Source organism: Paenibacillus sp. TY11 (assembly GCF_059772165.1).
Genome location: NZ_JCBAIQ010000008.1, coordinates 137,808 through 160,672 on the forward strand (window position 1 = coordinate 137,808; position 22,865 = coordinate 160,672).

Genomic DNA, 22,865 nt, shown 5'->3' on the forward strand with positions numbered 1-22,865 from the left:
AGTAAGTTCTTTCTGGTACTTACTTAATGGGTTGTAAAGTGTGCGGCATGAAACACCGATTACACGTATGATTCAGTCTGCCGTCTGACCAAGGTGAGCGATGAAGGCAAAGAGGCAGAAATAGCACAACGGAGACGAGTTTCTGTATGAGCGTATAGAGGGTGGTAAAACGACCCGATATTTTTAAGACGAGAAGGCGAAGCTGAGGTCGAAGGTTTAGCGACGAAGATTATGTACATTTATGTGTATGACTTGTCCGGTTAGCTGTGGATCTGCAATTCAAGCAGACTCGGATGAGCTTGTGGCTAAATTCCTTAAAGGAAATGTTAACCCGGGATTGGAACGAACAATTTAACAAGATATATTAATTGCTTTAATGGAAATAAAAGTAATTAATGTTTTATATAAAGTTTACGGTAAATGAGGAGCTCAAATGAGAATAAAAAAATTGTATATCCAACTCCACTATCTCAAATAGCAGATATTGAGGATGATAAAATAGATATATTTATTGAACTTGAAGATGGGACAAATATTTCTGTGGTTGTATGTACCCCAAAAAATCTAATTAGTTATATGACCAAAGTGAATATTGATTTTATTCCTGCATCGCCACTCAGATATTATTGTGAAATTATTAACAGAAGAAATTATTGAACAAGCTATTGAAAATTATGCTCAAGAAGATGCTTTCTGGCTAAAGTTGTTTTTTGTAGTTGGCGTTGATAAAACAGTCATAGATTTAGACAGAATTGATTGTGCCTTAAAGAAATGAAAAGAATAAATCAGGAACTCTTGAACGATTAAAAATTAATAGTATAGTTATTTTGACCACATGGAGTATAAAACACTATGAGGTTTCTTTTTAGCTCCTCATTCTGGAAATATATAATTAGGAGACAACATGCTCTGACGTGATCATTTGCTCATTAAATTGGGAGTAGGAGGAATTTTTCCTGTTCCACGGATGCATGTCCCAATTATCTTGTAAGGAGAATTGTGTGAAAATATCAAATATTATCAGAAAAACCATAGGGAACAAATTGGCTGCTTTGAACTTTACTTATGAGCATTTAAACAATACTTGGTTTTTTACAAGAATAGTCAATGGGTTTAAGGAAACAATCCAAATCGATAAAAGTTATTGGACAGAGAATGCAATACGCATTACTTTTATGACTGAGTCCGAATCAGTTAATAGTTTTTTTTTCATTGATGGATCAAAGATGGAGAAATTTCATTACTATGAGGATGAAGAGTCATTACGAGATATATTTATCACCCTAGAAAAGATTATTGATCAGTTTGCTCTAAAATGGTTTGAAGAGAATGTGCCTAAAGATACGCTTCCTCCTGCTAACTTTTTAGATAAAGGATGGTTTGAGAAGCTACAGAAATTTGTCGAGGTAAATAATCTGAACTTTAAAGATGAAAATTCATTAAAAACCATCGAAGCTTTGCTAAGTTCAGAACCGACGGAGGAAAACGTTCTGTTATCAAGCTATTTCTTAGGAGAATTTTTTATCCATACGTTAGATGGTGAGTGGTACTACGATCAAAATTATGATCCTTCTATTAAAAATATAGGTGGAATTAGTAATTTTAATAGAGAGCCTTATCAAATCTCTAACAGTTTTGCTTCTAATCCTCAAAATAACTCAATTATTAATCACTATCAGGCCCTTGCTGGAACTGTAAAGAATCTTCAAGGTAATAGGAAATAATCAAGTTAGTTGAGAGCAAAAACATGTTCCGATTTTTTATTCGGTCCAAGATGATTCTTTAATAGTGAGTTTGCACTCCAACCACATGGATTAATTCTGTGTGGTTTTTCTTTTCTATGGGTTTAAGAGGAGTTGGGACACTGTATCTATTATATAAGTTTATACAGGATAAAAAAGGGTTAAATAGGGAAAAATATATAAATGAACTATGGATTTATGCAACCACCTTTCGATATGAAAGAAAATACTCTGAAATAAATAAAAATGAAGCGAAGGAACATTTTAATTGGTTTAAAAAACAAATACCTCCGCGTTTAGAACAACTTGGCGCATTTTCACAGATACATCTGGACTATAATCATCGCTCACTTATAGATATTTGGGAATGGCATCTAAGAAATGTACAGATTCAAAACAAAAGTACGTCAGATTTAGAACAGGAGTATTCAAGAACTTCTAAATGGATGAAAGCATTTATTAATGGCAAAAAGGTTAATACCCAATCCCAAGCTTTTACACTGGATATTGCCATTTATCTAGGAGAGGTTGTAAAAAGTAATCACAGTGGGTTGGACTGGGGAGTTATTTTTAAACCTAAGTCTTATGTTAGCGTTAATCGCCCAGTTATTATTGGATTCAGGAAAAAAGAAATGGATGTGATCAGGATTGTATCGAATAAAATGTACGCAATTTTAAAGGGACAACGTAACCCTAATGCATTATTTGATATTTTATCATACGTGGGCAGAGTTTATTTGAAATTGCTGATAGGAAGGGATTATGATCTCGAACCTAATTTGAGTGGGAAGATCGTTTAAAATTTGAATATTATATAAAGAACAGAGAGCCGTTAAGCATGTTAACGGCTCTCTTCGTCGTCTTCTGGCAAGTATTCGATCAGTTCACCAGGGAGTACGCCAAGGGTTCTACAAAGTGTGTTCAAGGTTGGAAAGTCAATTCGGGCGTTTGCGTTGGAGGCCAAAGCTTTAACCGTATTCCTATTAATTCCCGTAATAGAAACAATATCTTTCTGTTCGAGACCACGGTCCTTCATAATTTTATCAAGAGAAAATCTAATCACAACAATTCCTCCAAAAGTAATCAAGTAAACTAGTTGACGTGTATAGGATAGAAGTGTATATTTGTAAATAAGTAATCTAGTTAACAAGATTATAAGTAAACTAATTTAATGCCTTCATAGTATCAAAATGTTTTAAAATTAGCAACAGTTACTATTTTGATAATCCTAAACAAATGCGTGAGGAGAGGGAAATAAACGGAAGGGATCTAGTCTGCATCATCCTCTACATACTCGATAACATCTTGAACATGGCAGTCTAGAGCTTTACAGATTTTATCTAGCGTATCAAATTTCACACCGTCTGTTTCTTCGTTGTAAAGTTTGGTGATTCCGTTTCTATGTAATCCAGTCATGCGGGAAAGCTCGGCAATATTTATTCGTTTTTCGCCCATAATACGGGAAAGATGAATCTTTATCATATTTTCCTCCAGCTAAATCCATTCTATAGTGTTAAAAAACAACATCAAAGTATTGACGATGTATTCTGAAAGCAATAAAAATAACACTGTAATGTTCATTTAGTTTATTGAAATGTTATTTGTGAACGTCGTAGTAATATGCTTATCGTACCAAAACGTTTTACAATTAGCAATTAATTATCGTTCAACCACCTAGTTTGAAAAACTACCTGTAGAAGAAAGTATATTGGCAAATAAGAAACTTTGAACAAAGGAATGGAGCGAGGATATATGACAGAATCGGTAATGGGATTGGAACGGGTATCCATGGTTCAAGGGCCGTATATTTACCTCATATGTATGAGATATGCGAGGGGATTCTGTATGACCATCAATACTTCTTTTACCTCGAAAATGGCATACTGTGTCTGCGCCATGTGAAGAAGGTGGAGCAATCATATCATACGCATCTTTATCTGGATGGAGAGAGCGGAGGCTTGCAACTGGCAGGGGGTGTACAAGAGGAAGTTATGCAAGTTGTCACGGAGATCATCGAACGCTTACGCGCCAAGGATGGACTGACATTTTTATTCGATGAACTGCTGTGGCTGCATGGTAGGGGACCCATTGAATTAAACCTTTTCAATAAGAAGGATGAAGTGACCCTAAGTGGCAGACAACTTGCTACGAAATAAATGATTCTTATGCTCTATATCATGGAACTTGTAGAAAAAAATTATGATTTCAGTGAATGTACCAGTTGTTGACTGATGGAAATGAGCGGATACCGAATCAATATGGTCAATTCCACCACAACAGCATCAACAGAGGGAGTAAATCCAAAATCACCTCCGAATAATATGTTTTGCTGCTGCTTTGATGAAGGAGATTCCGGTTCATCCAAGCCATATTGTTCTTTGAATCTCTCTTTCGTTTCATGATCTATGACAAGGTTATCCTGTGCAAAGGTATAGCAGATAGGAACACTTAGCTGTATTAAAAGAAGTAATGCAACGGGTATAAGCACTTTTTTGCTTTGCATGGTTAGCTCCTATGATCTCGTTTTTGACCTCTTAACTTTTGTATCTACGATAATGAAAACAACTTAAAAATGCAACGGAACAATGAGAAAATAATCCCTTTACAGGATTTTATGACCAGAATATAATGGTAAATAACAGCATCGATCTACATACACTGGGTTATCGGGGTATAGCGCAGTCAGGTAGCGCGCACCCTTGGGGTCTGGAATTTCGGAATTGTACGGTAAAACCGCGCTGTATCAACGTTTGACGAGCGTTGGACGAGGCGGAAATAGGCGCATGTGTGCGCGCCTAGTCGAGCGAGGTGTCTGCGGCTAATCTATCGTGTAATTAACGATAGGGGAGGCGCTTTTTGGCTTGGATAACCGGACGGGAAAACGTTATAAAAACGATAGAAAGACGAAGGGAGCAGGGCGGTCGCTTGACGAACTGTTCGATATCTTCTGTAACGCAAAAGTTGCGGAGGGGAGATCACCGCGTACACTGGAAATGTATCGGGAAAGTTATCGTTATCTTTGCGATTACTTAGACGAAAACAGTATCGAACACTCAATAACGGCCGTGACGACGGAACTGTTACGTTCATACGTGGCGTACTTACTGCACAGTAAGCGGAAATTTGACGGCCATCCGCACAAACACGAGCGGAACATGACGGTGGGGTTATCGCCGGTTACGGTGAACACGAAAATAAAGTCGTTAAAAACGATGTTCCGATTCTTGGAGGACGAAGGCTACATAGACCGTGATCCATCGGCCAAGGTTCGGAAGGTGAAGGAGCCTGAAAAGAAGATACAGATTATGAGCGTTGAGGACATAAAGAGTCTCCTCTCGCAGCCTAATCAGAAGACTTACGCCGGCTTCCGTGATTACGTGATCATGAACGTACTTGTTGACTCGTTTATGCGTATCAATGAGGCGCTGTCACTCCGCCGGGAAAATCTCGATTTGGACGACGGACTGATCTACCTCAGCGAAGCCATAACGAAGTCTCGGCGGGGGCGGGCTGTTCCGATACAGCAGCGTACTGCCCGTTTGTTACGTGAACTACTTCGTGAATGTGAGGAGTTCGAGTCGGAATACGTGTTCCTTACAAACTATGGAGGACCGGTACGTGACGATCGCTTCCGTGACCGATTAAAAGGATATGTGAAGGCGGCGGGTCTCAATTTACGCGTTCATCCGCATTTATTTCGTCACACGAGCGCGACGATGTTTCTTGAGAACGGGGGCTCCGAGCGGTATCTTGCGGAGATTATGGGTCACTCGGACCTGCGTATGGTGTCGAAATACACGCATCTATCGACCAAGTCCGTAAAGGAAAAACACGAACAATTTACGCCCATGAATAACATAGTAGGCCCGTTGCAGAAGCCGCGCAAACGGTGAAGACAGGAAAAACGCTCATCTCTTCGGAGGTGGGCGTTTTATGAACAAAAAAGTGCTAGCGCTAGTTAGTAGTATGGTATACAATCAAGAGAGGTATGATAAGCAAAAATAAACCTACCTAGAAGGAGGTTGTTAAATGTATGCGAATTTATACGAGGTTTTGAGCCTCATGCTTCTAACTGCAATTTATGTTAAATTATCTACCAAAATTAAAAAGTAGAGGCAAAGGTCGCTATATTTCTGTAGCGATCTTTTGTTTTATTATACAATAAGAATTGACTATAGGCAATATATTATTATATTTGTTTATATGCGATAAAAAATTTCGTATAACAAGCAATTGATGTAATTATTTCGGATGGGCTGATGAAAGAATGGAATAATTACGGAATGTATATAGATGTGTTTTCGCTATCCGTAGTGACAGCGCCCTAGTCCGATGGTATTATTTAGGTAAACGTGAGATGACGGAGGGGATTCGGTTGATTAACGGTATCGTAAAGAACGACAAGCCAATGGAAGGGCAAGAACAACGGAAGGGAAGCGCGCTCGCGTTCCTCGGATGGACGTTTGTTGTACTCTCATTGTTGTGGCTTCCCGTGGTTACGTCTCCGATCGCGGTCATTCTCGGATTCCTTACGAAAAAAGTTGAAGGCCGCGATATACAAGGGCCGGTAATTATGATCGCGGCGATTGCTTGTGGCGTGCTCGGGGTGCTGGGCGGTCTTTATGCTATTACCAAGGGGTGATTAAGTGCTACAAGAAACTAATATGAAAGAAACCGAGTCAAAGAAAATAGTCGAAGAGGAAGACGATGACCCGAGCTTTTGGGACATGTTTCCGGTAGATAAACAAGTTGCGAGATTAATTTCCGGTTTGATAATCGGAGGCATCATCCTGTGGTTTCTGTACGGACTATTACGTTATGGGATCGTATTTAATGTAACGATAAACTAACTAGTTTTATCGTGTTTTTCATTGCGTATAATCGTTGTTCAAGCATCACGAATACATACATAAGAGTCACAAATAGAAAACCTAATTTTACGCGAAAATAGCGCAAATCCCAAACGGAGGGGCTTGCGCTATTTTCGCGTAAAATTATTCGGATTGTTGTGCCCATTTTTTATAGGACTCATTCTGAAGCTGATTAAAGTATGATGATAACTGGTTTAATTTTTCTTGTAAGGGCGAGATATCATAATTAATGAGGTGGGCATTTATATATGCAACTAACCCCGTCATTACAAATGAAATTGAGTTCTCTAGAGCGAAACAACTAAGACGAATAGAATGCTCACCTATCTCAGGACCAAATTCAGCGATAACATTACTTTCTTCAATAAGGAATCCGTGGTTCTTTTGTATTAATGGATTACTGTGCTTAGCCATGCAGAGTTGGTGATACTTGTGGTATTCTTGTCTTGCAATTTGCTCATAATCATCGACCTGCTTTTTAAGGGCCTCTTCGGTAAATTTTTTAATGCCGGTCGGCAAATTTCTGGGGTCAGTATGCTCGATCCACTGATTTGCTAATTCTTCATCACCAGCTATGTAAGCGAGCATGTAAGATGACTCATATAAAGAGGATGCAATAGTGGCAGTTTGAGTTGAGTAACCTTTGGCTGCTAAGATACGCATTGTTCGTAGATCGTTTACATTTTTTATAAGCAGAGAAGTGGTAGCTTTTAATGAACTGCTGACATCACGTAAATTCAATGTCGGCAGTATATTAATAGCTACGGATATTACTTCACAGGCCATTATATTACCAGTTATATAAGGTTTCAGGTGAGGTTCAAGTATTAGTTCGACCTGCTTTTCCCCTTCTTCTATAGTTGTTATTTTCGGTTCTTCATGTTCCTTGTTTTCTCCCATTTTTAACCCTCCTTTTCTAAATTCCGCACGAACACAGCCATCACACATAAGTTGCTGTTCCGCTCTCCTTCCGCAGTTTACTACTACACGACTCACCCTTTAGTGTCGACCCTACTAGACGTTTATCTTCGTCCGTGGAATGGCTGTCGCAAAAGGCGGGTATTCATTGTTAGCGGACGTATGTTATTCCCGTCTATATGCGCAACTCTTTAGCGTTGTTTTGCCGTGGAATTAGGCCGATATAGCACCAACGAATAGGTAAGGTTGGTCTAAGGTGAATGATGGTTATTGTACGGAAAAGGACCGTCAGTTATTGCGATCCTTTTATTTTTTATCGGTACTTTCTTTGGCATTCGTTATGTATTTAATTAAATCCCCTGGCTGACAGTCTAATACAGAACAGACTCTATCGAGAGTCTCGATAGTTATAGACTTTACGTCAACGCCCTCGTTTGTTACCCATTGGCTTATGGTGTTAGGACGAATCCCTGAACTTTTAGACAGTGCATACATACTCATTTCTCTTTTCTTGAGCATCTCTTCAAGTGTAAAACGAATCATTCGCGATCCTCCTTATTATTAATTTTATTTTATTATAAAAAGGGTTGACTATATTAACTCAAAGAGTTATTATCGTATCAGGTTATTAACGTTTTGAGTTAATATAAAGTTTCATCTTTATCCGAGCAACAACGTACTGTTCCGAAGCGTCAACGCAACTCATCCTATATATCCCGCTTGGAGGCGAATCATATGTCAATCACGTTAGGTTTCATCCGTAATCGTCGCGAAAGTAACGTCATCCTCACGGTCGGAAGTGGCCGCACTCGCCAAGAACTCCGCGTTACATCGGAATTATTCTTCACTATTATACCGCAAGCTAATCCGTTTCTCTACGGTGATAATGTCGAAGCTACTCCGGCACAACTCGTCGAACTCGGCTTTGAATTAGACGCAGAAATGAAACGCGAAGTCTTCCGTGTTGTTCGTCCGCTAGTTACGCCGGCTCAAGTCCGCTACGTACTCGATCCGATCACGGGTAACTACATAATTCGGTACGTCGGTACACGTCAGGAACTCGTAATACAGCCGCGAGCGTTTTGGAAATTAACGGGAGTCAGTCGTCGGTCGTCGCTCGGTAGCTTAACGTTGTCAATGGATGTAATGAAGGAACTCGGATTCATTGTCGGGAAGGGAGGCGTCCAGATTGAACGTTACAGTAAATTCGCCAGCTACGCGTAACATCGTATTATCACGTAAAAATCGCAAGCGTATCGTCGTAGTCCTAAAATTCATCTATGCTATCGTACTGATTGCGCGAGAGGTGTTGACGTAATGTCTTACTTGGAAATATTCACGGATTATCGGCTTGGTTCCGAAACGACGGGCGAGGCGTTAATGATCGCATTCCGTTTCTATATACTTGCGGTCGGCAACGTATTAGGGAGTCCGCACTTCACCGATGCCGAACGAATTGAGACGTTAAAAGAACTAGATACAGCGTTTAACAACGTATTTCCGAATGGAGGCGTTTCTTAATGGCGGCCGAGCACTGTTACAGATGCGTAGTCGATTTCGGCGACATCCGCATGACCTTTCCGGTGTATTCGCCGCGTCAGCTTACGAAGGATGAACTGCGGCCTCTTGCGATTGAGCAGGCGGTTCAAGACGCGAATGATACCGGCCACAACGTCACAGCCGCCGATATGAAACCGATCGGATTTAAATATGAAGGAGTCGATAAGTATGGAAACTAAGTCAACCGTATTGGAACGGGCGGCGCTTGCTTACGGACCTTACGACCTGCCGCATATGTATGAAGTCGTAGAGGGCGTTTTGTACGCGGATCACTACTTTCTCCACCTTGAGAACGGTACTTTATGGCTTCGTCACGTCCGCAAAGTCGACCATCCGGAGCACACGCACTTATTTATCGACGGTGACTCGGGCGGTCTTCAACTCGCGAATAACGTTCAGCGCGACTTATTGGAAGTAGTCATGGAAACGCTCGATCGACTCCGGGCAATTGACGGTTTGACGCTTCTAATCGACGAATTGCTATGGCTCGATGATCGTGGTGATCTCGGTCTCAATCTCGTTAAGAAGAAGGGATAACGCGCACTCCGATGAACCTAAACGCAAACGGTTCGACGCCAATCGTTCCGTCTACTTAAATGGGGAGGAGACGCGCGTGTATTATCCGGCTGCCCTTGCGCCAACATTGGCGGCTAAACGTTTCAAATCCGTACTTTCCGACGCCAATCGGAGGGAACAATCGCTGAGTAACGCCAATTGCTCGGTAAACTTCGGTCGGTAGTGAAAGGACGCGCCAACGTCCCAACTACCGGCCAGCTTCAATAATTCCTACGTCCGGATACGGCAATATCCGTCAGGCAGGCGTAGTTAATATAGATTTTTCATCCTCGGACGATCGGCTGGTAAATCCGGTTCAGGCACCGGTCGTCTGCTTGTTATATCAGATTAATACGCAGGACACGAACGTAGGTTCCATTTTTATTAAAAATTCTTTAGAAAGACTCGCTTGTATGTTCGAAAGCAGCTATTCTGGAAACATATTAATTAGGAGGGGGTTAACTGTGAAACTGACGCATCGGCAAAAAATCGAAGTATATATGCGTCTCCTGCGGCACTTTGAAGCTGAGGACTATCGCTGGAGAACGGAAGAGTTTCGCTTAATCCTAGAAGGGACAAGGCGTGAAGAATTGTCATACTTCCGCTCATTAATAACCGAGGCGGGCAAGCCTTTCGGCGCTACGTGGCGAGATATTCAGTTCAAACTACATAAAGTTAAAGAGTGCACGCATCCGGAATGCGGCCGTCCTTTTTACGACGTGTCGCGAAACGGGCGTATGTCCTACTGCCACTGGCACCCGTATACTCGGTATAACTATGCCGCTAATGAGCGTCGTTCCGATGAATACGAAGATGGGACCGTTAAATCAGTTTGCCAAATGAGGCACGACGCAGACCGTAAGCGGCGGGAATATAATAGGAAGATTCACAATCTCGATACTGACACTTATAGGTATAACGGATTCTATGAAGACTACGGTTATATACCTGGCGAAAGTTTTTTCGGCAATTAGCTGACTTTGAGTAGATAGTGACATAAACAAAGCGGAGAAAGCGCCTATATAGTATAGGCCGGAAAATATACGAAAATTCTTTTGTTTTTACCTATATTTTAGCAGCTTAGTTACCTGCGTATATGAAAGGGCACTGTAATTTCCTCCGTTTTAGGTTGTTTTTTACGTTGTTTTGCGGCTATACGTTATGAGGAAGTAGAACGTTGCGGGTACACTCCAGCACACCCTTACGTTATTTCTACGATAGTAGTATGGTTGTTTTTTACCTGCTCAGTTACCAACGTATATGAGAGGACTGCGTAACGTAATTTCCTTCGTTTTACCCTACATTTTTCGTGATTTTGTGGCTATACGTTATGAGGAAGATTTGAACATGTTTTTTACGTTCTATACCTGCATTTTGCCTGCTCAGTTACATACGTGTATGAGAGGACTGCGTAAATTCCTCCGTTTAGACCGTATATTTTGCCCGTTTAGTTATCTACATGTTATGAGGAAGTAGAATCGCTCTCGTGTCGATTGCCTGACGACATGACGGCGATCTTTTTATTTACGTAGCTAGTTCAAGAATCAGAACGCAAAGGGAGGTGTTTACAATGGCGGTCGTTAACGAAAGCAACATCGGTATTATCCGCGCAGTCTATCGACTCTCATACGAAGAATTAGGCGCGTTGATGGGCGTGAGCGGGCGTTTCGTGTCCTACGTCGAGAACGGAGCCCGTAACCTACCGAAAGTCAGGGCGGATATGCTCGAAAGAGAACTCAAACTTACGCCAGATAAATTAACGCGCCTAATCGAGATATACCGGGATACGTTACTACCGGGAAAGTAGACGCTACAACGGTAGATATGGCGTGTTCATACGCTTTACCTTCCGCGTCGCTACGCTCCTGCGGACATCCGCCCCTACCGGGACGTCTGTACATATTCTAAGCGCAAGAAAGATTATGGTAGAGATATATTTTCACCGTGCCATCTTTTGGGTGCGGTGAGGCAACGACCAAAGGGAGGCGGCAGCATGGTGTTATGGTATGTTCACATGTATTCTGCGCGTCCAAGAAGAAAAAAAGTATAAGACTTACTATAGGGATAGAATCTCCGAAAAGTCGATAAAAACTGAGGAAAGCCGCGCCAGACGTGGGGTTTTAGCCTCTACTCACCAAAAAGTTATGTAGTCGAAAAGCTGGGTATCTGGCCGATTTTGTAGTCGAAAAGCTGGGTATTTTTCACTAGGGAGGGGTAACATGAGCAATTCTGATAAAAGATCACGTGCCAATCGAGTTTGGAGAAACCTACCGCAAAAGACGAAGGGGGCTGCGATCGTAGCGCAGGAGCGTGCCGATAAACTGCTAGCAGAAGCTGGACTTTCCTCTACGATTGACACAGTCATCCGGACAACTGAGGCGCAGGCACGTGGGGCGCGCAACGTCACAGTACTCGGCCAATGGGCGGAGGAGCACGGCGGTTTTGTGTTCGCGCTCTTTAAAGGCTGCGAAACATTTGTCGAGCGGTTTCCGTTGCTTAGTCAATCCGATTATGCCCGTGTAATGTTCCTCGGGACTTATACGAGCTACGACGGCGGCAGGCTCCAGCACGACAACGGGCGGCCCATTAAACGCGCCGGCCTTGCCGATCTCCTCGGCATGCACCGTACTAGCTGCTCAGAATTGTATAGGAAGCTGGTCGCGGAATCAATCATCTCGGAGGACGAGGAAACCGGAGACTTATACATGAACCCGTCAATATTCTATCGCGGCGAGATCAAGAAAGAGAACACATACGATCTTTCCGAGTACCGCTATATCTGTATGTTCCGCAATACTGTACGCGGCTTGTATGAGACTTACGGAAAAGGCCGTGAAGTCAAACAATTAGCGATCCTCTACGCGGTGCTTCCGTTTATCAACTTCAATACAAACATCGTATGTTTTAATCCGGAAGAGACGCAGGAAGACCGGCTGCAACCGATGGACGTCGAGAGACTCGCGGCATTACTTGGGTATAAGGACGCGCAGAAACTTCGCAAAGCACTCGACGCGGTTAAGCTCAACGGCAAGAACGTTTTCCTGCTCGTGCCCGACGTCCATGATAAACGGAAGCGCCGGGTTATAGTTAATCCGCGAGTTGTCTTCGCAGGGTCAGCGGAAAAGCTGGCAGCGATTAAAGTTCTCTTCAATTAAAAAAGCATCACCAAGGCGGCCCGAATTTCGAGGCGGCTTATTTGTCGTACCCAAAAGGAGGGCCTTACGTGGGTAACAAGATATGGCGGATCGATTCGGACAACCTCGCAGCTTACACAGAGGATGCTACCGTTATGGCGAAGATCAAGCGTAGCTATACGGATTTTCACATCATGGCCGAGTATTTCCGATTCGGCAAGTTAATCGCGATTCAGTATCGTGTACCGGAAGCGCGGAAACGGTCAATCAAGCGGCTGTTAAATTGCCAAATCAGCGCATGACGGCGAGTACCCTATACGTTGAATTAGCGTGGTATTAGCGTATTAGACAAGCGGAGGAACTGTGACCCTCGGCTTATTTTTGCGCGTCTGAAATCAAGCGAAAACACGGAAATGAGTACGAATTATGCACGGTTTTAGCGGGAGGTGAGCTAGTGAGTGATCGAGAGGATGCGGCTACATATTGTCCGTATTACAAGCCGGATTCGAGCTGCGTATTGCTTCACGCGATGTCAAAAGCGGATAAGCGGTGTAAAGCCTGGCGCGGCGATGATTCCGTACAATGTCGGTATTTAAGTACACATGTAGCGAGGAGGTAGTAAACGTGAATCCGCAGTATTACACAGTTGTAACGTTCGCTGACGGGATAAATGTTACATTCGGTGACTCCGTATCCCGCGCGTGGATTCGATTCGCTGCGCCTATGATCGCGGAAGAGGAACGGAAACGTAGACGAAGGGGGAAACGGAAATGAGCGACCAATGTACGCAAGTTATCCATAAGCAAGAGGGCGGCCAGGATATCGTTAAAATTTACGACGCGTCCGGCATTGATACACTGACAGGGACTTGGCCTGTTGATGCAGAGAAGACGCCATTTGAAAGCGCCGTTGATGCGCTATGGTCCGGGTACTTCGAGGTACAAGACCGGCGTCACCTTTTCGGGAATTATCCGGTTGCCGTGGTGTCAAACGTCAATGGAGCGGTGGACCAGTTTGTTAAAGATTTTGAAGGGGAGGAATCAGCGTGAGCAAATTCATTAACTCAAAAACGTGGACAGGCGGCGGCGGTACCGGCGACGAGATCGCCAGCATCGGCCCGTCACTCGGTATCAGTCGGAAGGAGTCGGATAAGCCGACGAGAGTAAAGCGTAAATCCGGTGTAGTTTCGTACTTTAGCGATCGGGGTTACGGGTTCATCTCGTCCGGCGATAACCGTGTATTCTTCCACATAGCGGACTGCGAATCGTTTGATACGGCAGAGGTGCCGATCGGCTTGCGCGTGAGTTACGTGCTAACGGAGGGCAGAGAAGGCAAGCCTGCGGCGAAGGACGTACAAGCAAACTAAACTAAAAGGGGAAATGAAAATGAGTTACGCAAAAGCAAAGGCAAGTTTACAGAGAGCACGCGAAATTGAACAATCCTCAACTGGTATGATGCTGGAATATAAAAGGAAACTCTCCGCTGAAATTTCACAGATAGAATCGGACCGCCGCCTCACCGAAGAGGGCAAGCAGGAGGTCAAAGCCCAAGCTAAACAAAAGCATGCGATTGAATTCTTGCAAAAAACACACACGATGAGACAAAAGTACGTCGCAGACATCAAAAAGACAATCCAGGAAGCCGAAAAGGTGATTTACACGCCACCGAGAAAGCCGGATGCGACGAAACTCGGCCGATTTGAGGACGCTTTCCGGTCACTGAAAACGGAATTAATGTTCGCCACGTCGCAGAAGTCGGCGTTTGATAAGCTGCGCGGCTTCATCGAAAAGTTGGATGACCCGTACCTTGCGAAGCTTGTTCGGGACGACTTTGCGGAGCTCACAACGAAAGTCCTCGCTACTCCAGGGGACGGTAACTCCCAAAAAGGCACTGGCGCTGCGGCGGTAACGACTTCCGTCCGTAGAGAACTCGGCGAGATGTACGACGGTTTGATGAAGCCGTTTCAAAGCGAGGATTTTCGCGGGGCCAGTGAAGTCCTTGAGATTGCGCAAATGCTCGTTGAGGATTCACGCATTCACCGTAGCGTTATCGTAAACAGCGCGGCAGAAGAAACATTCGGGGCGGATTATGCGCGCTATATCAACGATACGGACTCATTTTTTGTTAAACATCCGGAACATATGCCGGAACCATTTGTAGATGAGGAAGGCGACCGTGTCCGTCAAACTGCGGAAGACCGAGCTTGGATTTATAAAGACGACGAGAACCCAACGTTAAGCGTTAGGACCGGAAAGGCGGCGGAGTAATGAGCGATGGTGTTTTAGAGACCGCAAATAAACGCCTTGTCCGGGCGGAGTTTCTGGTCGTGTCAAGAAATGCTGGCGTGCTTCCGGATGCACTCGACGCCGCGTACACACTGGCGGACTTGTCCGGCGTATCCATTGACGATAACGGCAAGGTGTGGGGAGTTGATGACGCGATTGAAACACTTAGGACTAGGAGTGGTTATTTATTTGCACCAGTAGAGCCAGTGAAGCCGAAAGCTATTGGCAGTTGGTACTTATAAGTAGGCAACCGGCGATACGATTACACAAAAAGACCTAGACGACGTAGAACGCCTCACACGCCAGAATAGTTCGATTGATAATCTCGCCCTTTACACGAGAATTAAACGTGCGTCAACGTCTTAACGCTTTATATCGATAACATGGAGGTCCTTCGGGAGCCTCTTTTTAATTTCCTTTAAAACAACACATATGGAGGCTGATTATATGACAAGCAGACTTGAAGCGTTACTCGGAGCCACTACAGACCTACAGGAAGGCGTGTATATTCCACGCTTGGGTACGGACTTCATCGTCAAGGCGCTGGATGAAGACACGCTCGAAAAGGCTCGCGCACAGGCAACCACGGGCAAGGACGGCAGTGTCGACGAGTCGCTATTCAACCGGTTGCTTATCGCAAAAGCCGTAGCTGACCCGGACCTTAACGATAAGGGGGTGAGAGATCACTACGAAGCATCTGACGCAGCCGATGTCGTTAAAAAGGCGTTGTTGCCCGGTGAGCAATCCCGCATCGTACAAGCGTTGCTGAGACTGTCCGGGTTCGTGGACGATGCGAAGCTGATTGACGAAGCAAAAAACTAATCAAGTCGGGCGGGGAGTCTGTATTGCTTCATGAAATCTTTCAGCGCCACGGCATCCCGCCCGACGAAGTTTACGCCAAGGAACGAAGGCATCGGATGTTTATGTACGCGTCGATGATGCTCCAGTTTGAACGGGAGGCAAAGGCGGCGCAACAAAGATAAAGGGGGAATACGAATGAGCAAGTCTAAACTACCGGACAGCGTTCTCGCAGATATGGAGCGCGTAACGCCCGTAATTCGGTTGATTGAATCGGTCTTAACGCACAAGCGTCCCGGTTCGTATGATTTCGCAGATAGCTTTCCTGAGCAGGTAGCGATATGGAACGAAGTGGCCGCAAAATTTGAAGCTTCAGACATGGCGCGTGTACAAGCGACGGGCTTCCGCATGAAGAAACTACTTCACGCGATCGACGACGTAGACGAAGCTGTCCGGATTGGAAAGAACGTAATAGAGCCGGCAATGGCCGTTTACAAGGCGTTGGAACTCCTGGTGCGTGCGATCGAAAGGACGGCGATTTAAATTTCATTCGATCTTATAGGACATTTACGTCTAGTCGATGATCTAAGCCGCCCGCTACGTAAGGCATTCGGTAATATGACGAAGTTTGGCGTAGCAGCAACGGGGATTGGTGTTGCGACTACGGGGATTGCGTTCGCGGCGGATTCCGTTAAAAAAGCGATGGATTTCGAGTCGCAAATGTCCACGATTCAGGCGTTAACCGGAGCAACGGACGCGCAAACGAAGGCCATGCAGCAGCTTGCGCTCCAACAAGGCGCTTTAACGAAATATAGTGCGCTCGAAGCTGCGCAAGGGATCGAGGAGCTTTTAAAGGCGGGCATGTCTACCGCGCAAGTCCAAGCGGGCGGTCTTAATGCAGCGCTCAACCTTGCGACGGCTGGCGGACTTGGCCTAGCGGAATCTGCGGAAATCATGTCGACTGCGCTTAACTCGTTTAAGAAAGACGGCTTAACTGCGGCGCAGGCTGCGGATATCTTGGCGGGTACTGCGAATGCGTCAGCTACGGACGTACACGATTTACGCTATTCCCTAGCTGAGGTTGGCTCCGTAGCTGACGGTGTTGGTATGTCGTTTAGAGATACGAATACGGCGCTCGGTTTGTTTGCGAATAACGGTCTGAAAGGGGCATCCGCAGGTACATCGCTGAAGACGATGCTATCGAACCTGACTCCCATGACTGATAAGGCATACGGCTTGTTCGAGGACTTCAACTTACTGACTGTTAATACTACGGATGCTCTGGCGTTTATGTCCAAAAAGGGAATCAAATCTACGGGAATGTCTGTACAGGCGGTTACGAAGGACATCGAGAAATACGTCGCAGCTCAGACGGGACTCAAGGTTGGGACGGCTAAGTCGGCAAAGGAAACGAAAAAGTTCCTGACAGCGAGCAACCTGATTCATTCCGCTTTCTACGATAATAAGGGCGAGATTAAAGACCTAGCGCAAGTAGCGGATTTGCTGAGAAATCGGTTCAGTAAATTAACCGCTGAACAACGTCAAACCTACATGTATGATATGTTCGGGTCCGATGCGATTCGTGCGGGTAACTATCTATTCAAAGAGGGCGCGGCCGGCGTTAAGAAATTCCAACAAGAGATGGCGAATGTCACCGCATTACAAGTCGCAACCAAGAAGATGGATAACGCAGCGGGTGCGGTCGAACAGTTCCAGGGCGCAATCGAAACGTTGCAGATTTCCGCGTTGCTTCCGACGATGCCGATTTTGAAGAAACTCGCGCAAGCTGCTGCGGATTTCGTCGTTAAGTACACACCGCGAATCACGGCGGCCATGCAGCGAGCGGTTGATACGTCTAAGGCGTACCTCAAGACGCATTTTATCAATAATCCGGAGTTCAACAAGCTTCCAGACATTAAAAGTAAAGTCGCGTTCGCCTTTGGAAAGATAGAAAAGGCGTTCTCCAATTGGTGGAATGGTGGGGGGCGAGACGCTGTAGAGAAATTGACAGCACAGGTCGTTCAGTTCATGGCATCGTCTCTCGAAGCAGCCGTACCAACGTTTGTGAGTGTCGGGCTAAAACTTGGGTCTGGATTAATTGACGGGATACAGAAAGCGATCGCTAATGACCCTATCGCTAGTGCGGTGCTTAACGGTGGTGGCGGGGCAATAGTCGGAGGTTTATTTGGTCCTGGTGGTGCACTCGCGGGGGCTGCAATAGGAGCAGGCGGCGGTGCATCTAATGTTTACATTGGTCAGGGAGCGAAGTCTCTTGGATCGAGCGACGCTGTGAATGGATTCTTTGACTGGACGAATAAGCACTTGCCTACATGGATGGGCGGTGTTCCAGACGACCAGTTGGCGGCACATAACGCGGAGCGGCGGAAAAAGCTTGGCAATAAGCACGCGGGCGGACTTGACCGGGTACCTATGAACGGTTATCCCGCTACACTTCACCGTGATGAGGCGGTCTTAACGAAGCATGAGGCGTCCGAATGGCGTGATCAACAACGCGGCAAAAGCGGTAACGCTCCATCGATCATCATACAGAACGTCACGATCACTAACGACATGGACGTTGAACGGTTCGCAAGTATGTTGGCGCGTCGTCTCGCTATCTAACGAAAGGAGAACAATTCAGTGATTAAATTAATCGAAGGTAGCGGCGTGTCACAGTTCCGCGACGTGATTAAACAGCTCGGACACAACGTAGAGGTCGATATCGAATACGCGACGATCATCGCCCCTCCGCCAGCTCTCCGCGTTCAAGTCGATAATATGAAGATCGAACTCGACGGAGACGATGTAATTGTTCCGGAGCACTTGCGTGAACACACCCGGAAGGTGTCCGTTAAAAGCTCCGCGGGGTCGCTGTCACCGACTACACTCGAACTCAACCGCTATACGCGCGTAACGAAGGAAACGGAATCGTCTGCGCCTGTTAATTCGAAAGCATTCAGCGACGTATTCAACTTCGGATCATTCACGTCCGGAGAGTTCGAGATTACGTTTCATGACACGCTGAAGGCGGGCGATCGCGTGGCCGTTGCGTCGTTTGGCGCGGGACAGCGTTATATCGTGTTGGATCGGATTTAATAACGGGCGGGCTGCGGCTCGCTCTTTTACTTACGAAAGGGAGACGATTGAATTGATTGACGTCGCACGTTTAACTGAGCGGTTACGCCAAATTCGCATTGATCAAGGACTAGACCCGTACCCGAAGCCTGTTCCTAAGTTCGTCAGCACTCCGCTGGCGCTCGCTATAATCGGTCGACTCAAACCGTTTACCGCGATCGTAGTTAAATATGCCCGAATACTGGCCGAGGGCGAGGTTTCACGTATTGATACGGATAGACTTTCCCAATACGTTGAGTATGCGAGGCTGCTGAAACACGCGGAGGAGAGGCTTTGTGGCGTACCGGGCTTGGGCGTTGAGCTATCTCTCGGAGTTATTAACCGCGTAAACAACGCAATAGACGAAGATAAGCTGGATACACTCGATGTTAACGCTCAAGTGCGGAGTCTTCATATTGCGCTTAAGTGGTTGACGAGTAGGGACACAATGAAAAAGGCGGGAGCATTTAGTGATGAGGAAACGTTTCAAGCCGCAATAGCTGATGTGAGGAAGCGTATAGAGGAGGAGTCCGAATGAGTTCACAGCGTATACGACTGGAGGAACAGCTTACACCGCAGCAGCAACGAGCCGCGCAATTACTCGTATCCAACGAGTGGGGCGAACTACTTTCCGACGTTGGAAAGAAGCGTACAATGCAGGAGCTTGCGGACGAACTCGGCATAGCGCGCTCAACACTATACGAGTGGAAAGCGCAGACGACGTTCGCTGCCTACGTTAACTACCTGGCCGAGCGCCAACTTGATTCGATGCGGTCGACCGTGTACACTCAGTTAATGAAAGCGATTATGGGCGGAAATAACGGTATGCCTTCCGTAAAGGCAATCGATTTGTTCATGCGTAGATACGGGCTGCTAACGGATCGGACGGAGGTTGTCGATATGCGTGAAGAGGTCGAGAACAAACGTAGATCGGACGAAGCTATCCGCAAAGACATCGAAGAGTTGGACCGAATGCTCGCGGGATAGTCCGACGATTCCGGACATATAGCCCGTTTTACCTACACGAAGCTCCCGACGCGTACCCGCCTTGTAACTCGGGGGTTGGCTGGCGCGAGGTTTCCGCAGTAGCGGATTTACGCTACACATTCCGGCTGCATACGCAGTGTATAACGGGCGTGGAAACCAGCGTATTTCACTGCATACGTTACCAGCGGGTAGGCAGCCGGATAGGGCGCAAAGCCGCGTAGCTACGGGATTTATACGGATTATACGCTGGTAATGTATATACAGTGCATAGGGTACATTTATGCAGCGTAGTATCAACCGCATAACGGCGCGGGTTCCGAGCGCAGACATATTCGCATAATATGGATTTTGTGCACATGTCCGTGAATATACGCTGCATAAAAAGCGGCCGGGTGGTACGTATGGTCGCGCGTGTCCGATCGAAAACAACGCTTATTTACGCTATCAAAAGCGAATGAATAAGCGTATTTTTGCGTAGAGATTGCGAGGGCCGTACCCCCAAGGGCCCTGCGCGACGGCCCGGAATCTGGTGTACGAAATTTCGGCGTATCAAAAATTAACTTCCGAAAATTATAAAGCGCTCGTCTACGGTAGTGATCCGTGGGCGGGCGCTTTTTCTTCGTTTATACGGTTAAATTTTAGCAAGTGTGCGCGGTGCCTCCTGTGTGATAAACCCGCGTAGCTATCGGATTTTACAATGCAGGTGTGCGCGCATAATTCTTGCAAGGGTGCGCGCCTATCCGCTATAATATGGATATATGCGGTAATTATCCGTAAGACGAACGCTGGACGACCGTACAAATAGTCCGTAAGAAACGCATAGTGGCGCGGGTTTTCGCGTTTTCAGTTATCGGGGTATAGCGCAGTCAGGTAGCGCGCACCCTTGGGGTGGGTGAGGTCGTGGGTTCGAATCCCGCTACTCCGATTTCAATCAAAATGTCCTGCTGATGCAGCTAATGCGTCTGCCGGGCGTTTTTTTTGAATATTACTTACCCTATCGGTCTTTGTCTCTACTGGGTTTTGAAGAGCTAGTCGTATGCAACTAATGTATGTACTTGTCGAGCATTTGAGGGGAGATACGATGAAGCCACTTCTGCACTGGATTCGGAGGCAGAAGTGGCAATTCAACAATCGCTGGCGGAATGGTCTGCTGTATGACTTTTTTAATTTGCCTATAAAGATTCCTGAAGGGCCTTAGAAGAAGTGCTGTAATTAGCATAACGGGGAAGCACAATAGTGTAGTATATTCCTACAATAACGGTACAGACCCCAACTAATAAAAACAAGACTTCAATTGAAATAAATGAAGGAAAGCTTACAGCAACGAAACCTAATGTAAGAGACTGGGACAGCATCATTAAAGGATTAATCAAACCTTGCACACGTCCCATCATTTGAGGATCTACAATACGAGGAAGCCATCCTCCTATGCCAATGTTAATGAACGGAAGTATCAGTGCAATGACAAAGTTGATAATCAGAAAAGCATAGAGGTGGTTAACAAATCCAAGTGTGCACATACCCATTCCGGCTACCAGAACTCCCGCTGCAATCATTTGGTGTAGCTTTAGCTTGGCGGAGATGAGAGAAGCGATTAGGGTACCAAGCAACACACCAGCTCCAAAAATAATACCTGTCCATACCATATACTGCTCATAGTTGCCTGGAGCTAGCTTATATTTAAGAATAAACATCGGTAAAACGCTAAAACCACCATTTAAGATACCGAACATAAAAAAGCCTGAAACCAGCCAAAGTAATAGTCTGTTGCGTAATATGTAAAGAAACCCTTGTTTAAAATCGATCATGACAAGTTTGAATTTTAATTGTTTGAATTGATGTGCCCCGTTCGGAAGGCGTACTTCCTTTGGAATTTTGCAGGAACGAATAAGCAGTGCAGACACAATAAAAGAAATAGCATCAATTAGGATGGCTCCAGTAATTCCAAAGTGCCAGTAAACGACGGCCCCCAGAGTTCCTCCAAATAACATGAAAAGACTCCCCATCATTTGATTGAGGCCTGCGGCAATGGTGTAATCATCTTCGCTTAATATCCCCTGTATAATGGCACTTTCGGCTGGGAAGAAAAATTTGGAGGCAGCACTACGGATGAAGAGGAGGGCAAATATCAAAGGAATCGAATCGACCCAAATAAAAATAAGCAAACATAAGGATAAAAAAGCGCTGATCCAGTCACAATTAACAGCAATTTTTTGTCTGTCCATCCGATCTGCCAGCACTCCAACCACGAGAAATACTACCAGCATTGGGAGCGAATACATTAACTCGGCAAGCGTTGCATAGTATGGCTGATTTGTAAACCGTTTCAACAAATAAAACATGAATGCAGTAACCCCGATAATTCCTCCCATTTGTGAGGCGAAGGTTGCCAGAAAAAACCTGACATAATTCTTGTTTCTGAGTACTTGTTTTAATCCAGTCACAGTTCCATCCCTTTCGCTTTCAAAGCGGTTTTTAGATGCCTGATTAAAATAATAGTGAAAAGTAGGAATATTGTACAGAAAAGTGACTTTAATGTCACTTTAAGTTTGAATTTGCATCGTATCGGACCATCTGCTTTTTAAATTCTGCTGTTAACGATAATCATAGTGGGGTGGACTGGGAAGTTGTTTCTAACTCGTTTGGCGTAGTATGAGGAGCAACATAAACTAAATAACCAGCCGTCGGTTGATATCCGACGGCTGGTTATTTAAGTTTCCAGATGTTTGATTCCTGACTCACAAATGGGTGTCAGTCTCCAATCTTAATTAAGCTAAATCCTCGCCATTTGTAGCGATTACTTTTTTATACCAGTCAAAGCTTTTCTTCTTTTTGTGGAATGGCTTCTTTTAATTGTCCGATATGTTGTCTGAAATAATCAATACGGTAATCGTCTATAAT

At 45.1% G+C, this 22,865-nt stretch carries 33 protein-coding genes, 1 tRNA gene and 1 pseudogene; 29 read left to right on the forward strand and 6 right to left on the reverse strand.

Features of this window, described 5'->3' with window-relative positions; genetic code table 11:
* Positions 1 to 628 precede the first annotated feature (628 nt).
* The 3 genes from AC6EJC_RS11030 (at position 629) to AC6EJC_RS11040 (ending at position 2,542) form a co-directional block, all read left to right on the forward strand.
* Entirely contained in the window at positions 629 to 775 is a 147-nt protein-coding gene (locus AC6EJC_RS11030; RefSeq protein ID WP_444954005.1) for a hypothetical protein, read from the forward strand.
* Positions 776 to 1,001: 226 nt separating this feature from the next.
* The gene (locus tag AC6EJC_RS11035; protein ID WP_444954006.1) at positions 1,002 to 1,724 is read left to right on the forward strand and encodes a hypothetical protein; all 723 of its coding nucleotides are present in this window, start codon (positions 1,002 to 1,004) and stop codon (positions 1,722 to 1,724) included.
* A 116-nt stretch (positions 1,725 to 1,840) separates the two neighbouring features.
* Complete coding sequence (locus tag AC6EJC_RS11040; protein WP_444954007.1) at positions 1,841 to 2,542, forward strand: hypothetical protein; 702 nt, start codon at positions 1,841 to 1,843, stop codon at positions 2,540 to 2,542.
* 41 nt (positions 2,543 to 2,583) lie between these two features.
* Here the strand turns inward: AC6EJC_RS11040 and AC6EJC_RS11045 are convergent, their stop codons facing one another.
* Together AC6EJC_RS11045 and AC6EJC_RS11050 are read right to left on the reverse strand one after the other, a co-directional pair.
* Entirely contained in the window at positions 2,584 to 2,805 is a 222-nt protein-coding gene (locus AC6EJC_RS11045; protein ID WP_010349271.1) for a helix-turn-helix domain-containing protein, read from the reverse strand.
* 206 nt (positions 2,806 to 3,011) lie between these two features.
* Positions 3,012 to 3,224 carry a helix-turn-helix domain-containing protein gene (locus tag AC6EJC_RS11050; protein ID WP_442435494.1) on the reverse strand — a complete coding sequence of 71 codons (213 nt, stop codon included), beginning with the start codon at positions 3,222 to 3,224 and terminating at the stop codon, positions 3,012 to 3,014.
* Between the two features lie 270 nt (positions 3,225 to 3,494).
* Between AC6EJC_RS11050 and AC6EJC_RS11055 the strand changes: the two are divergent.
* Positions 3,495 to 3,898: pseudogene (locus AC6EJC_RS11055) on the forward strand (hypothetical protein).
* Positions 3,899 to 3,939: 41 nt separating this feature from the next.
* Here AC6EJC_RS11055 and AC6EJC_RS11060 read toward each other — a convergent pair.
* A complete protein-coding gene (locus AC6EJC_RS11060) occupies positions 3,940 to 4,245 on the reverse strand; it encodes a hypothetical protein (RefSeq protein WP_444954008.1) in 306 nt (101 codons plus the stop codon).
* Positions 4,246 to 4,603: 358 nt separating this feature from the next.
* Between AC6EJC_RS11060 and AC6EJC_RS11065 the strand changes: the two genes are divergently transcribed.
* The 3 genes from AC6EJC_RS11065 to AC6EJC_RS11075 all read left to right on the forward strand — a co-directional run bounded on the left by AC6EJC_RS11065 (position 4,604) and on the right by AC6EJC_RS11075 (position 6,592).
* Positions 4,604 to 5,635 carry a tyrosine-type recombinase/integrase gene (locus AC6EJC_RS11065; protein ID WP_444954009.1) on the forward strand — a complete coding sequence of 344 codons (1,032 nt, stop codon included), beginning with the start codon at positions 4,604 to 4,606 and terminating at the stop codon, positions 5,633 to 5,635.
* A 482-nt stretch (positions 5,636 to 6,117) separates the two neighbouring features.
* Positions 6,118 to 6,384: a hypothetical protein gene (locus tag AC6EJC_RS11070; RefSeq protein ID WP_444954010.1), complete on the forward strand. Its 267-nt coding sequence runs from the start codon at positions 6,118 to 6,120 to the stop codon at positions 6,382 to 6,384.
* Between the two features lie 4 nt (positions 6,385 to 6,388).
* Positions 6,389 to 6,592: a hypothetical protein gene (locus AC6EJC_RS11075; RefSeq protein WP_340858381.1), complete on the forward strand. Its 204-nt coding sequence runs from the start codon at positions 6,389 to 6,391 to the stop codon at positions 6,590 to 6,592.
* 144 nt (positions 6,593 to 6,736) lie between these two features.
* Here AC6EJC_RS11075 and AC6EJC_RS11080 read toward each other — a convergent pair whose 3' ends face one another.
* Together AC6EJC_RS11080 and AC6EJC_RS11085 are read right to left on the reverse strand one after the other, a co-directional pair.
* Positions 6,737 to 7,513, reverse strand: a complete 777-nt coding sequence (locus AC6EJC_RS11080) for a hypothetical protein (protein ID WP_444954011.1) — start codon at positions 7,511 to 7,513, stop codon at positions 6,737 to 6,739.
* 324 nt (positions 7,514 to 7,837) lie between these two features.
* Positions 7,838 to 8,074: a helix-turn-helix domain-containing protein gene (locus tag AC6EJC_RS11085; protein ID WP_340858384.1), complete on the reverse strand. Its 237-nt coding sequence runs from the start codon at positions 8,072 to 8,074 to the stop codon at positions 7,838 to 7,840.
* 192 nt (positions 8,075 to 8,266) lie between these two features.
* Here AC6EJC_RS11085 and AC6EJC_RS11090 point away from each other — a divergent pair, with 192 nt between their 5' ends.
* The 22 genes from AC6EJC_RS11090 to AC6EJC_RS11195 all read left to right on the forward strand — a co-directional run bounded on the left by AC6EJC_RS11090 (position 8,267) and on the right by AC6EJC_RS11195 (position 20,889).
* Positions 8,267 to 8,755: a hypothetical protein gene (locus AC6EJC_RS11090; RefSeq protein ID WP_444954012.1), complete on the forward strand. Its 489-nt coding sequence runs from the start codon at positions 8,267 to 8,269 to the stop codon at positions 8,753 to 8,755.
* Positions 8,721 to 8,849 (forward strand): hypothetical protein, encoded by a 129-nt coding sequence (locus tag AC6EJC_RS11095; RefSeq protein ID WP_444954013.1) that lies wholly within the window; start codon positions 8,721 to 8,723, stop codon positions 8,847 to 8,849. The genes AC6EJC_RS11090 and AC6EJC_RS11095 overlap by 35 nt, the downstream gene beginning before the upstream one ends.
* Complete coding sequence (locus tag AC6EJC_RS11100; RefSeq protein WP_444954014.1) at positions 8,849 to 9,052, forward strand: hypothetical protein; 204 nt, start codon at positions 8,849 to 8,851, stop codon at positions 9,050 to 9,052. Before AC6EJC_RS11095 ends, AC6EJC_RS11100 begins: the two co-directional genes overlap by 1 nt.
* 50 nt (positions 9,053 to 9,102) lie before the next feature.
* Positions 9,103 to 9,270, forward strand: a complete 168-nt coding sequence (locus AC6EJC_RS11105) for a hypothetical protein (protein ID WP_444954015.1) — start codon at positions 9,103 to 9,105, stop codon at positions 9,268 to 9,270.
* Positions 9,260 to 9,628 (forward strand): hypothetical protein, encoded by a 369-nt coding sequence (locus AC6EJC_RS11110; RefSeq protein ID WP_444954016.1) that lies wholly within the window; start codon positions 9,260 to 9,262, stop codon positions 9,626 to 9,628. Before AC6EJC_RS11105 ends, AC6EJC_RS11110 begins: the two co-directional genes overlap by 11 nt.
* Positions 9,629 to 10,110: 482 nt before the next feature.
* Entirely contained in the window at positions 10,111 to 10,620 is a 510-nt protein-coding gene (locus AC6EJC_RS11115) for a CGNR zinc finger domain-containing protein (protein ID WP_340858387.1), read from the forward strand.
* A gap of 596 nt (positions 10,621 to 11,216) precedes the next feature.
* The gene (locus tag AC6EJC_RS11120; protein WP_444954017.1) at positions 11,217 to 11,453 is read left to right on the forward strand and encodes a helix-turn-helix domain-containing protein; all 237 of its coding nucleotides are present in this window, start codon (positions 11,217 to 11,219) and stop codon (positions 11,451 to 11,453) included.
* Positions 11,454 to 11,865: 412 nt separating this feature from the next.
* Positions 11,866 to 12,801 (forward strand): hypothetical protein, encoded by a 936-nt coding sequence (locus tag AC6EJC_RS11125; RefSeq protein WP_444954018.1) that lies wholly within the window; start codon positions 11,866 to 11,868, stop codon positions 12,799 to 12,801.
* A 68-nt stretch (positions 12,802 to 12,869) separates the two neighbouring features.
* Complete coding sequence (locus tag AC6EJC_RS11130; protein WP_444954019.1) at positions 12,870 to 13,082, forward strand: hypothetical protein; 213 nt, start codon at positions 12,870 to 12,872, stop codon at positions 13,080 to 13,082.
* A 152-nt stretch (positions 13,083 to 13,234) separates the two neighbouring features.
* Positions 13,235 to 13,399 carry a hypothetical protein gene (locus AC6EJC_RS11135; RefSeq protein ID WP_444954020.1) on the forward strand — a complete coding sequence of 55 codons (165 nt, stop codon included), beginning with the start codon at positions 13,235 to 13,237 and terminating at the stop codon, positions 13,397 to 13,399.
* A 5-nt stretch (positions 13,400 to 13,404) separates the two neighbouring features.
* The gene (locus AC6EJC_RS11140; protein ID WP_444954021.1) at positions 13,405 to 13,554 is read left to right on the forward strand and encodes a hypothetical protein; all 150 of its coding nucleotides are present in this window, start codon (positions 13,405 to 13,407) and stop codon (positions 13,552 to 13,554) included.
* Positions 13,551 to 13,829 (forward strand): hypothetical protein, encoded by a 279-nt coding sequence (locus AC6EJC_RS11145; RefSeq protein ID WP_444954022.1) that lies wholly within the window; start codon positions 13,551 to 13,553, stop codon positions 13,827 to 13,829. The genes AC6EJC_RS11140 and AC6EJC_RS11145 overlap by 4 nt, the downstream gene beginning before the upstream one ends.
* Positions 13,826 to 14,146 (forward strand): cold-shock protein, encoded by a 321-nt coding sequence (locus AC6EJC_RS11150; RefSeq protein ID WP_444954023.1) that lies wholly within the window; start codon positions 13,826 to 13,828, stop codon positions 14,144 to 14,146. The genes AC6EJC_RS11145 and AC6EJC_RS11150 overlap by 4 nt, the downstream gene beginning before the upstream one ends.
* A gap of 19 nt (positions 14,147 to 14,165) precedes the next feature.
* Positions 14,166 to 15,047, forward strand: coding sequence for a hypothetical protein (locus AC6EJC_RS11155; protein WP_444954024.1), 882 nt, complete (start codon positions 14,166 to 14,168; stop codon positions 15,045 to 15,047).
* A gap of 59 nt (positions 15,048 to 15,106) precedes the next feature.
* Positions 15,107 to 15,307, forward strand: a complete 201-nt coding sequence (locus tag AC6EJC_RS11160) for a phage scaffolding protein (RefSeq protein WP_264453569.1) — start codon at positions 15,107 to 15,109, stop codon at positions 15,305 to 15,307.
* Between the two features lie 205 nt (positions 15,308 to 15,512).
* Positions 15,513 to 15,887 carry a phage tail assembly chaperone gene (locus AC6EJC_RS11165; protein WP_444954025.1) on the forward strand — a complete coding sequence of 125 codons (375 nt, stop codon included), beginning with the start codon at positions 15,513 to 15,515 and terminating at the stop codon, positions 15,885 to 15,887.
* Positions 15,888 to 16,061: 174 nt separating this feature from the next.
* Positions 16,062 to 16,406, forward strand: a complete 345-nt coding sequence (locus AC6EJC_RS11170) for a hypothetical protein (RefSeq protein WP_444954026.1) — start codon at positions 16,062 to 16,064, stop codon at positions 16,404 to 16,406.
* Between the two features lie 75 nt (positions 16,407 to 16,481).
* The gene (locus AC6EJC_RS11175; RefSeq protein ID WP_444954027.1) at positions 16,482 to 18,485 is read left to right on the forward strand and encodes a phage tail tape measure protein; all 2,004 of its coding nucleotides are present in this window, start codon (positions 16,482 to 16,484) and stop codon (positions 18,483 to 18,485) included.
* An 18-nt stretch (positions 18,486 to 18,503) separates the two neighbouring features.
* The gene (locus AC6EJC_RS11180; protein ID WP_444954028.1) at positions 18,504 to 18,959 is read left to right on the forward strand and encodes a DUF2577 domain-containing protein; all 456 of its coding nucleotides are present in this window, start codon (positions 18,504 to 18,506) and stop codon (positions 18,957 to 18,959) included.
* Positions 18,960 to 19,011: 52 nt separating this feature from the next.
* Positions 19,012 to 19,515: a hypothetical protein gene (locus tag AC6EJC_RS11185; RefSeq protein WP_444954029.1), complete on the forward strand. Its 504-nt coding sequence runs from the start codon at positions 19,012 to 19,014 to the stop codon at positions 19,513 to 19,515.
* Entirely contained in the window at positions 19,512 to 19,964 is a 453-nt protein-coding gene (locus AC6EJC_RS11190) for a phBC6A51 family helix-turn-helix protein (RefSeq protein WP_444954030.1), read from the forward strand. Before AC6EJC_RS11185 ends, AC6EJC_RS11190 begins: the two co-directional genes overlap by 4 nt.
* Positions 19,965 to 20,815: 851 nt before the next feature.
* Positions 20,816 to 20,889, forward strand: a tRNA-Pro gene (locus AC6EJC_RS11195).
* A gap of 247 nt (positions 20,890 to 21,136) precedes the next feature.
* Here AC6EJC_RS11195 and AC6EJC_RS11200 read toward each other — a convergent pair.
* A complete protein-coding gene (locus AC6EJC_RS11200; protein ID WP_444954031.1) occupies positions 21,137 to 22,408 on the reverse strand; it encodes an MFS transporter in 1,272 nt (423 codons plus the stop codon).
* Between the last annotated feature and the right edge of the window lie 457 nt (positions 22,409 to 22,865).

Excerpts from the sequence above, each read along its gene's own strand:
- AC6EJC_RS11040 (WP_444954007.1), top strand. The coding sequence starts at position 1,841 with ATGGGTTTAAGAGGAGTTGGGACACTGTATCTATTATATAAGTTTATA.
- AC6EJC_RS11050 (WP_442435494.1), bottom strand. The coding sequence starts at position 3,224 with ATGATAAAGATTCATCTTTCCCGTATTATGGGCGAAAAACGAATAAAT.
- AC6EJC_RS11060 (WP_444954008.1), bottom strand. The coding sequence starts at position 4,245 with ATGCAAAGCAAAAAAGTGCTTATACCCGTTGCATTACTTCTTTTAATA.
- AC6EJC_RS11080 (WP_444954011.1), bottom strand. The coding sequence starts at position 7,513 with ATGGGAGAAAACAAGGAACATGAAGAACCGAAAATAACAACTATAGAA.
- AC6EJC_RS11085 (WP_340858384.1), bottom strand. The coding sequence starts at position 8,074 with ATGATTCGTTTTACACTTGAAGAGATGCTCAAGAAAAGAGAAATGAGT.
- AC6EJC_RS11090 (WP_444954012.1), top strand. The coding sequence starts at position 8,267 with ATGTCAATCACGTTAGGTTTCATCCGTAATCGTCGCGAAAGTAACGTC.
- AC6EJC_RS11100 (WP_444954014.1), top strand. The coding sequence starts at position 8,849 with ATGTCTTACTTGGAAATATTCACGGATTATCGGCTTGGTTCCGAAACG.
- AC6EJC_RS11105 (WP_444954015.1), top strand. The coding sequence starts at position 9,103 with ATGACCTTTCCGGTGTATTCGCCGCGTCAGCTTACGAAGGATGAACTG.
- AC6EJC_RS11110 (WP_444954016.1), top strand. The coding sequence starts at position 9,260 with ATGGAAACTAAGTCAACCGTATTGGAACGGGCGGCGCTTGCTTACGGA.
- AC6EJC_RS11120 (WP_444954017.1), top strand. The coding sequence starts at position 11,217 with ATGGCGGTCGTTAACGAAAGCAACATCGGTATTATCCGCGCAGTCTAT.
- AC6EJC_RS11125 (WP_444954018.1), top strand. The coding sequence starts at position 11,866 with ATGAGCAATTCTGATAAAAGATCACGTGCCAATCGAGTTTGGAGAAAC.
- AC6EJC_RS11145 (WP_444954022.1), top strand. The coding sequence starts at position 13,551 with ATGAGCGACCAATGTACGCAAGTTATCCATAAGCAAGAGGGCGGCCAG.
- AC6EJC_RS11155 (WP_444954024.1), top strand. The coding sequence starts at position 14,166 with ATGAGTTACGCAAAAGCAAAGGCAAGTTTACAGAGAGCACGCGAAATT.
- AC6EJC_RS11165 (WP_444954025.1), top strand. The coding sequence starts at position 15,513 with ATGACAAGCAGACTTGAAGCGTTACTCGGAGCCACTACAGACCTACAG.
- AC6EJC_RS11170 (WP_444954026.1), top strand. The coding sequence starts at position 16,062 with ATGAGCAAGTCTAAACTACCGGACAGCGTTCTCGCAGATATGGAGCGC.
- AC6EJC_RS11175 (WP_444954027.1), top strand. The coding sequence starts at position 16,482 with ATGACGAAGTTTGGCGTAGCAGCAACGGGGATTGGTGTTGCGACTACG.
- AC6EJC_RS11190 (WP_444954030.1), top strand. The coding sequence starts at position 19,512 with ATGAGTTCACAGCGTATACGACTGGAGGAACAGCTTACACCGCAGCAG.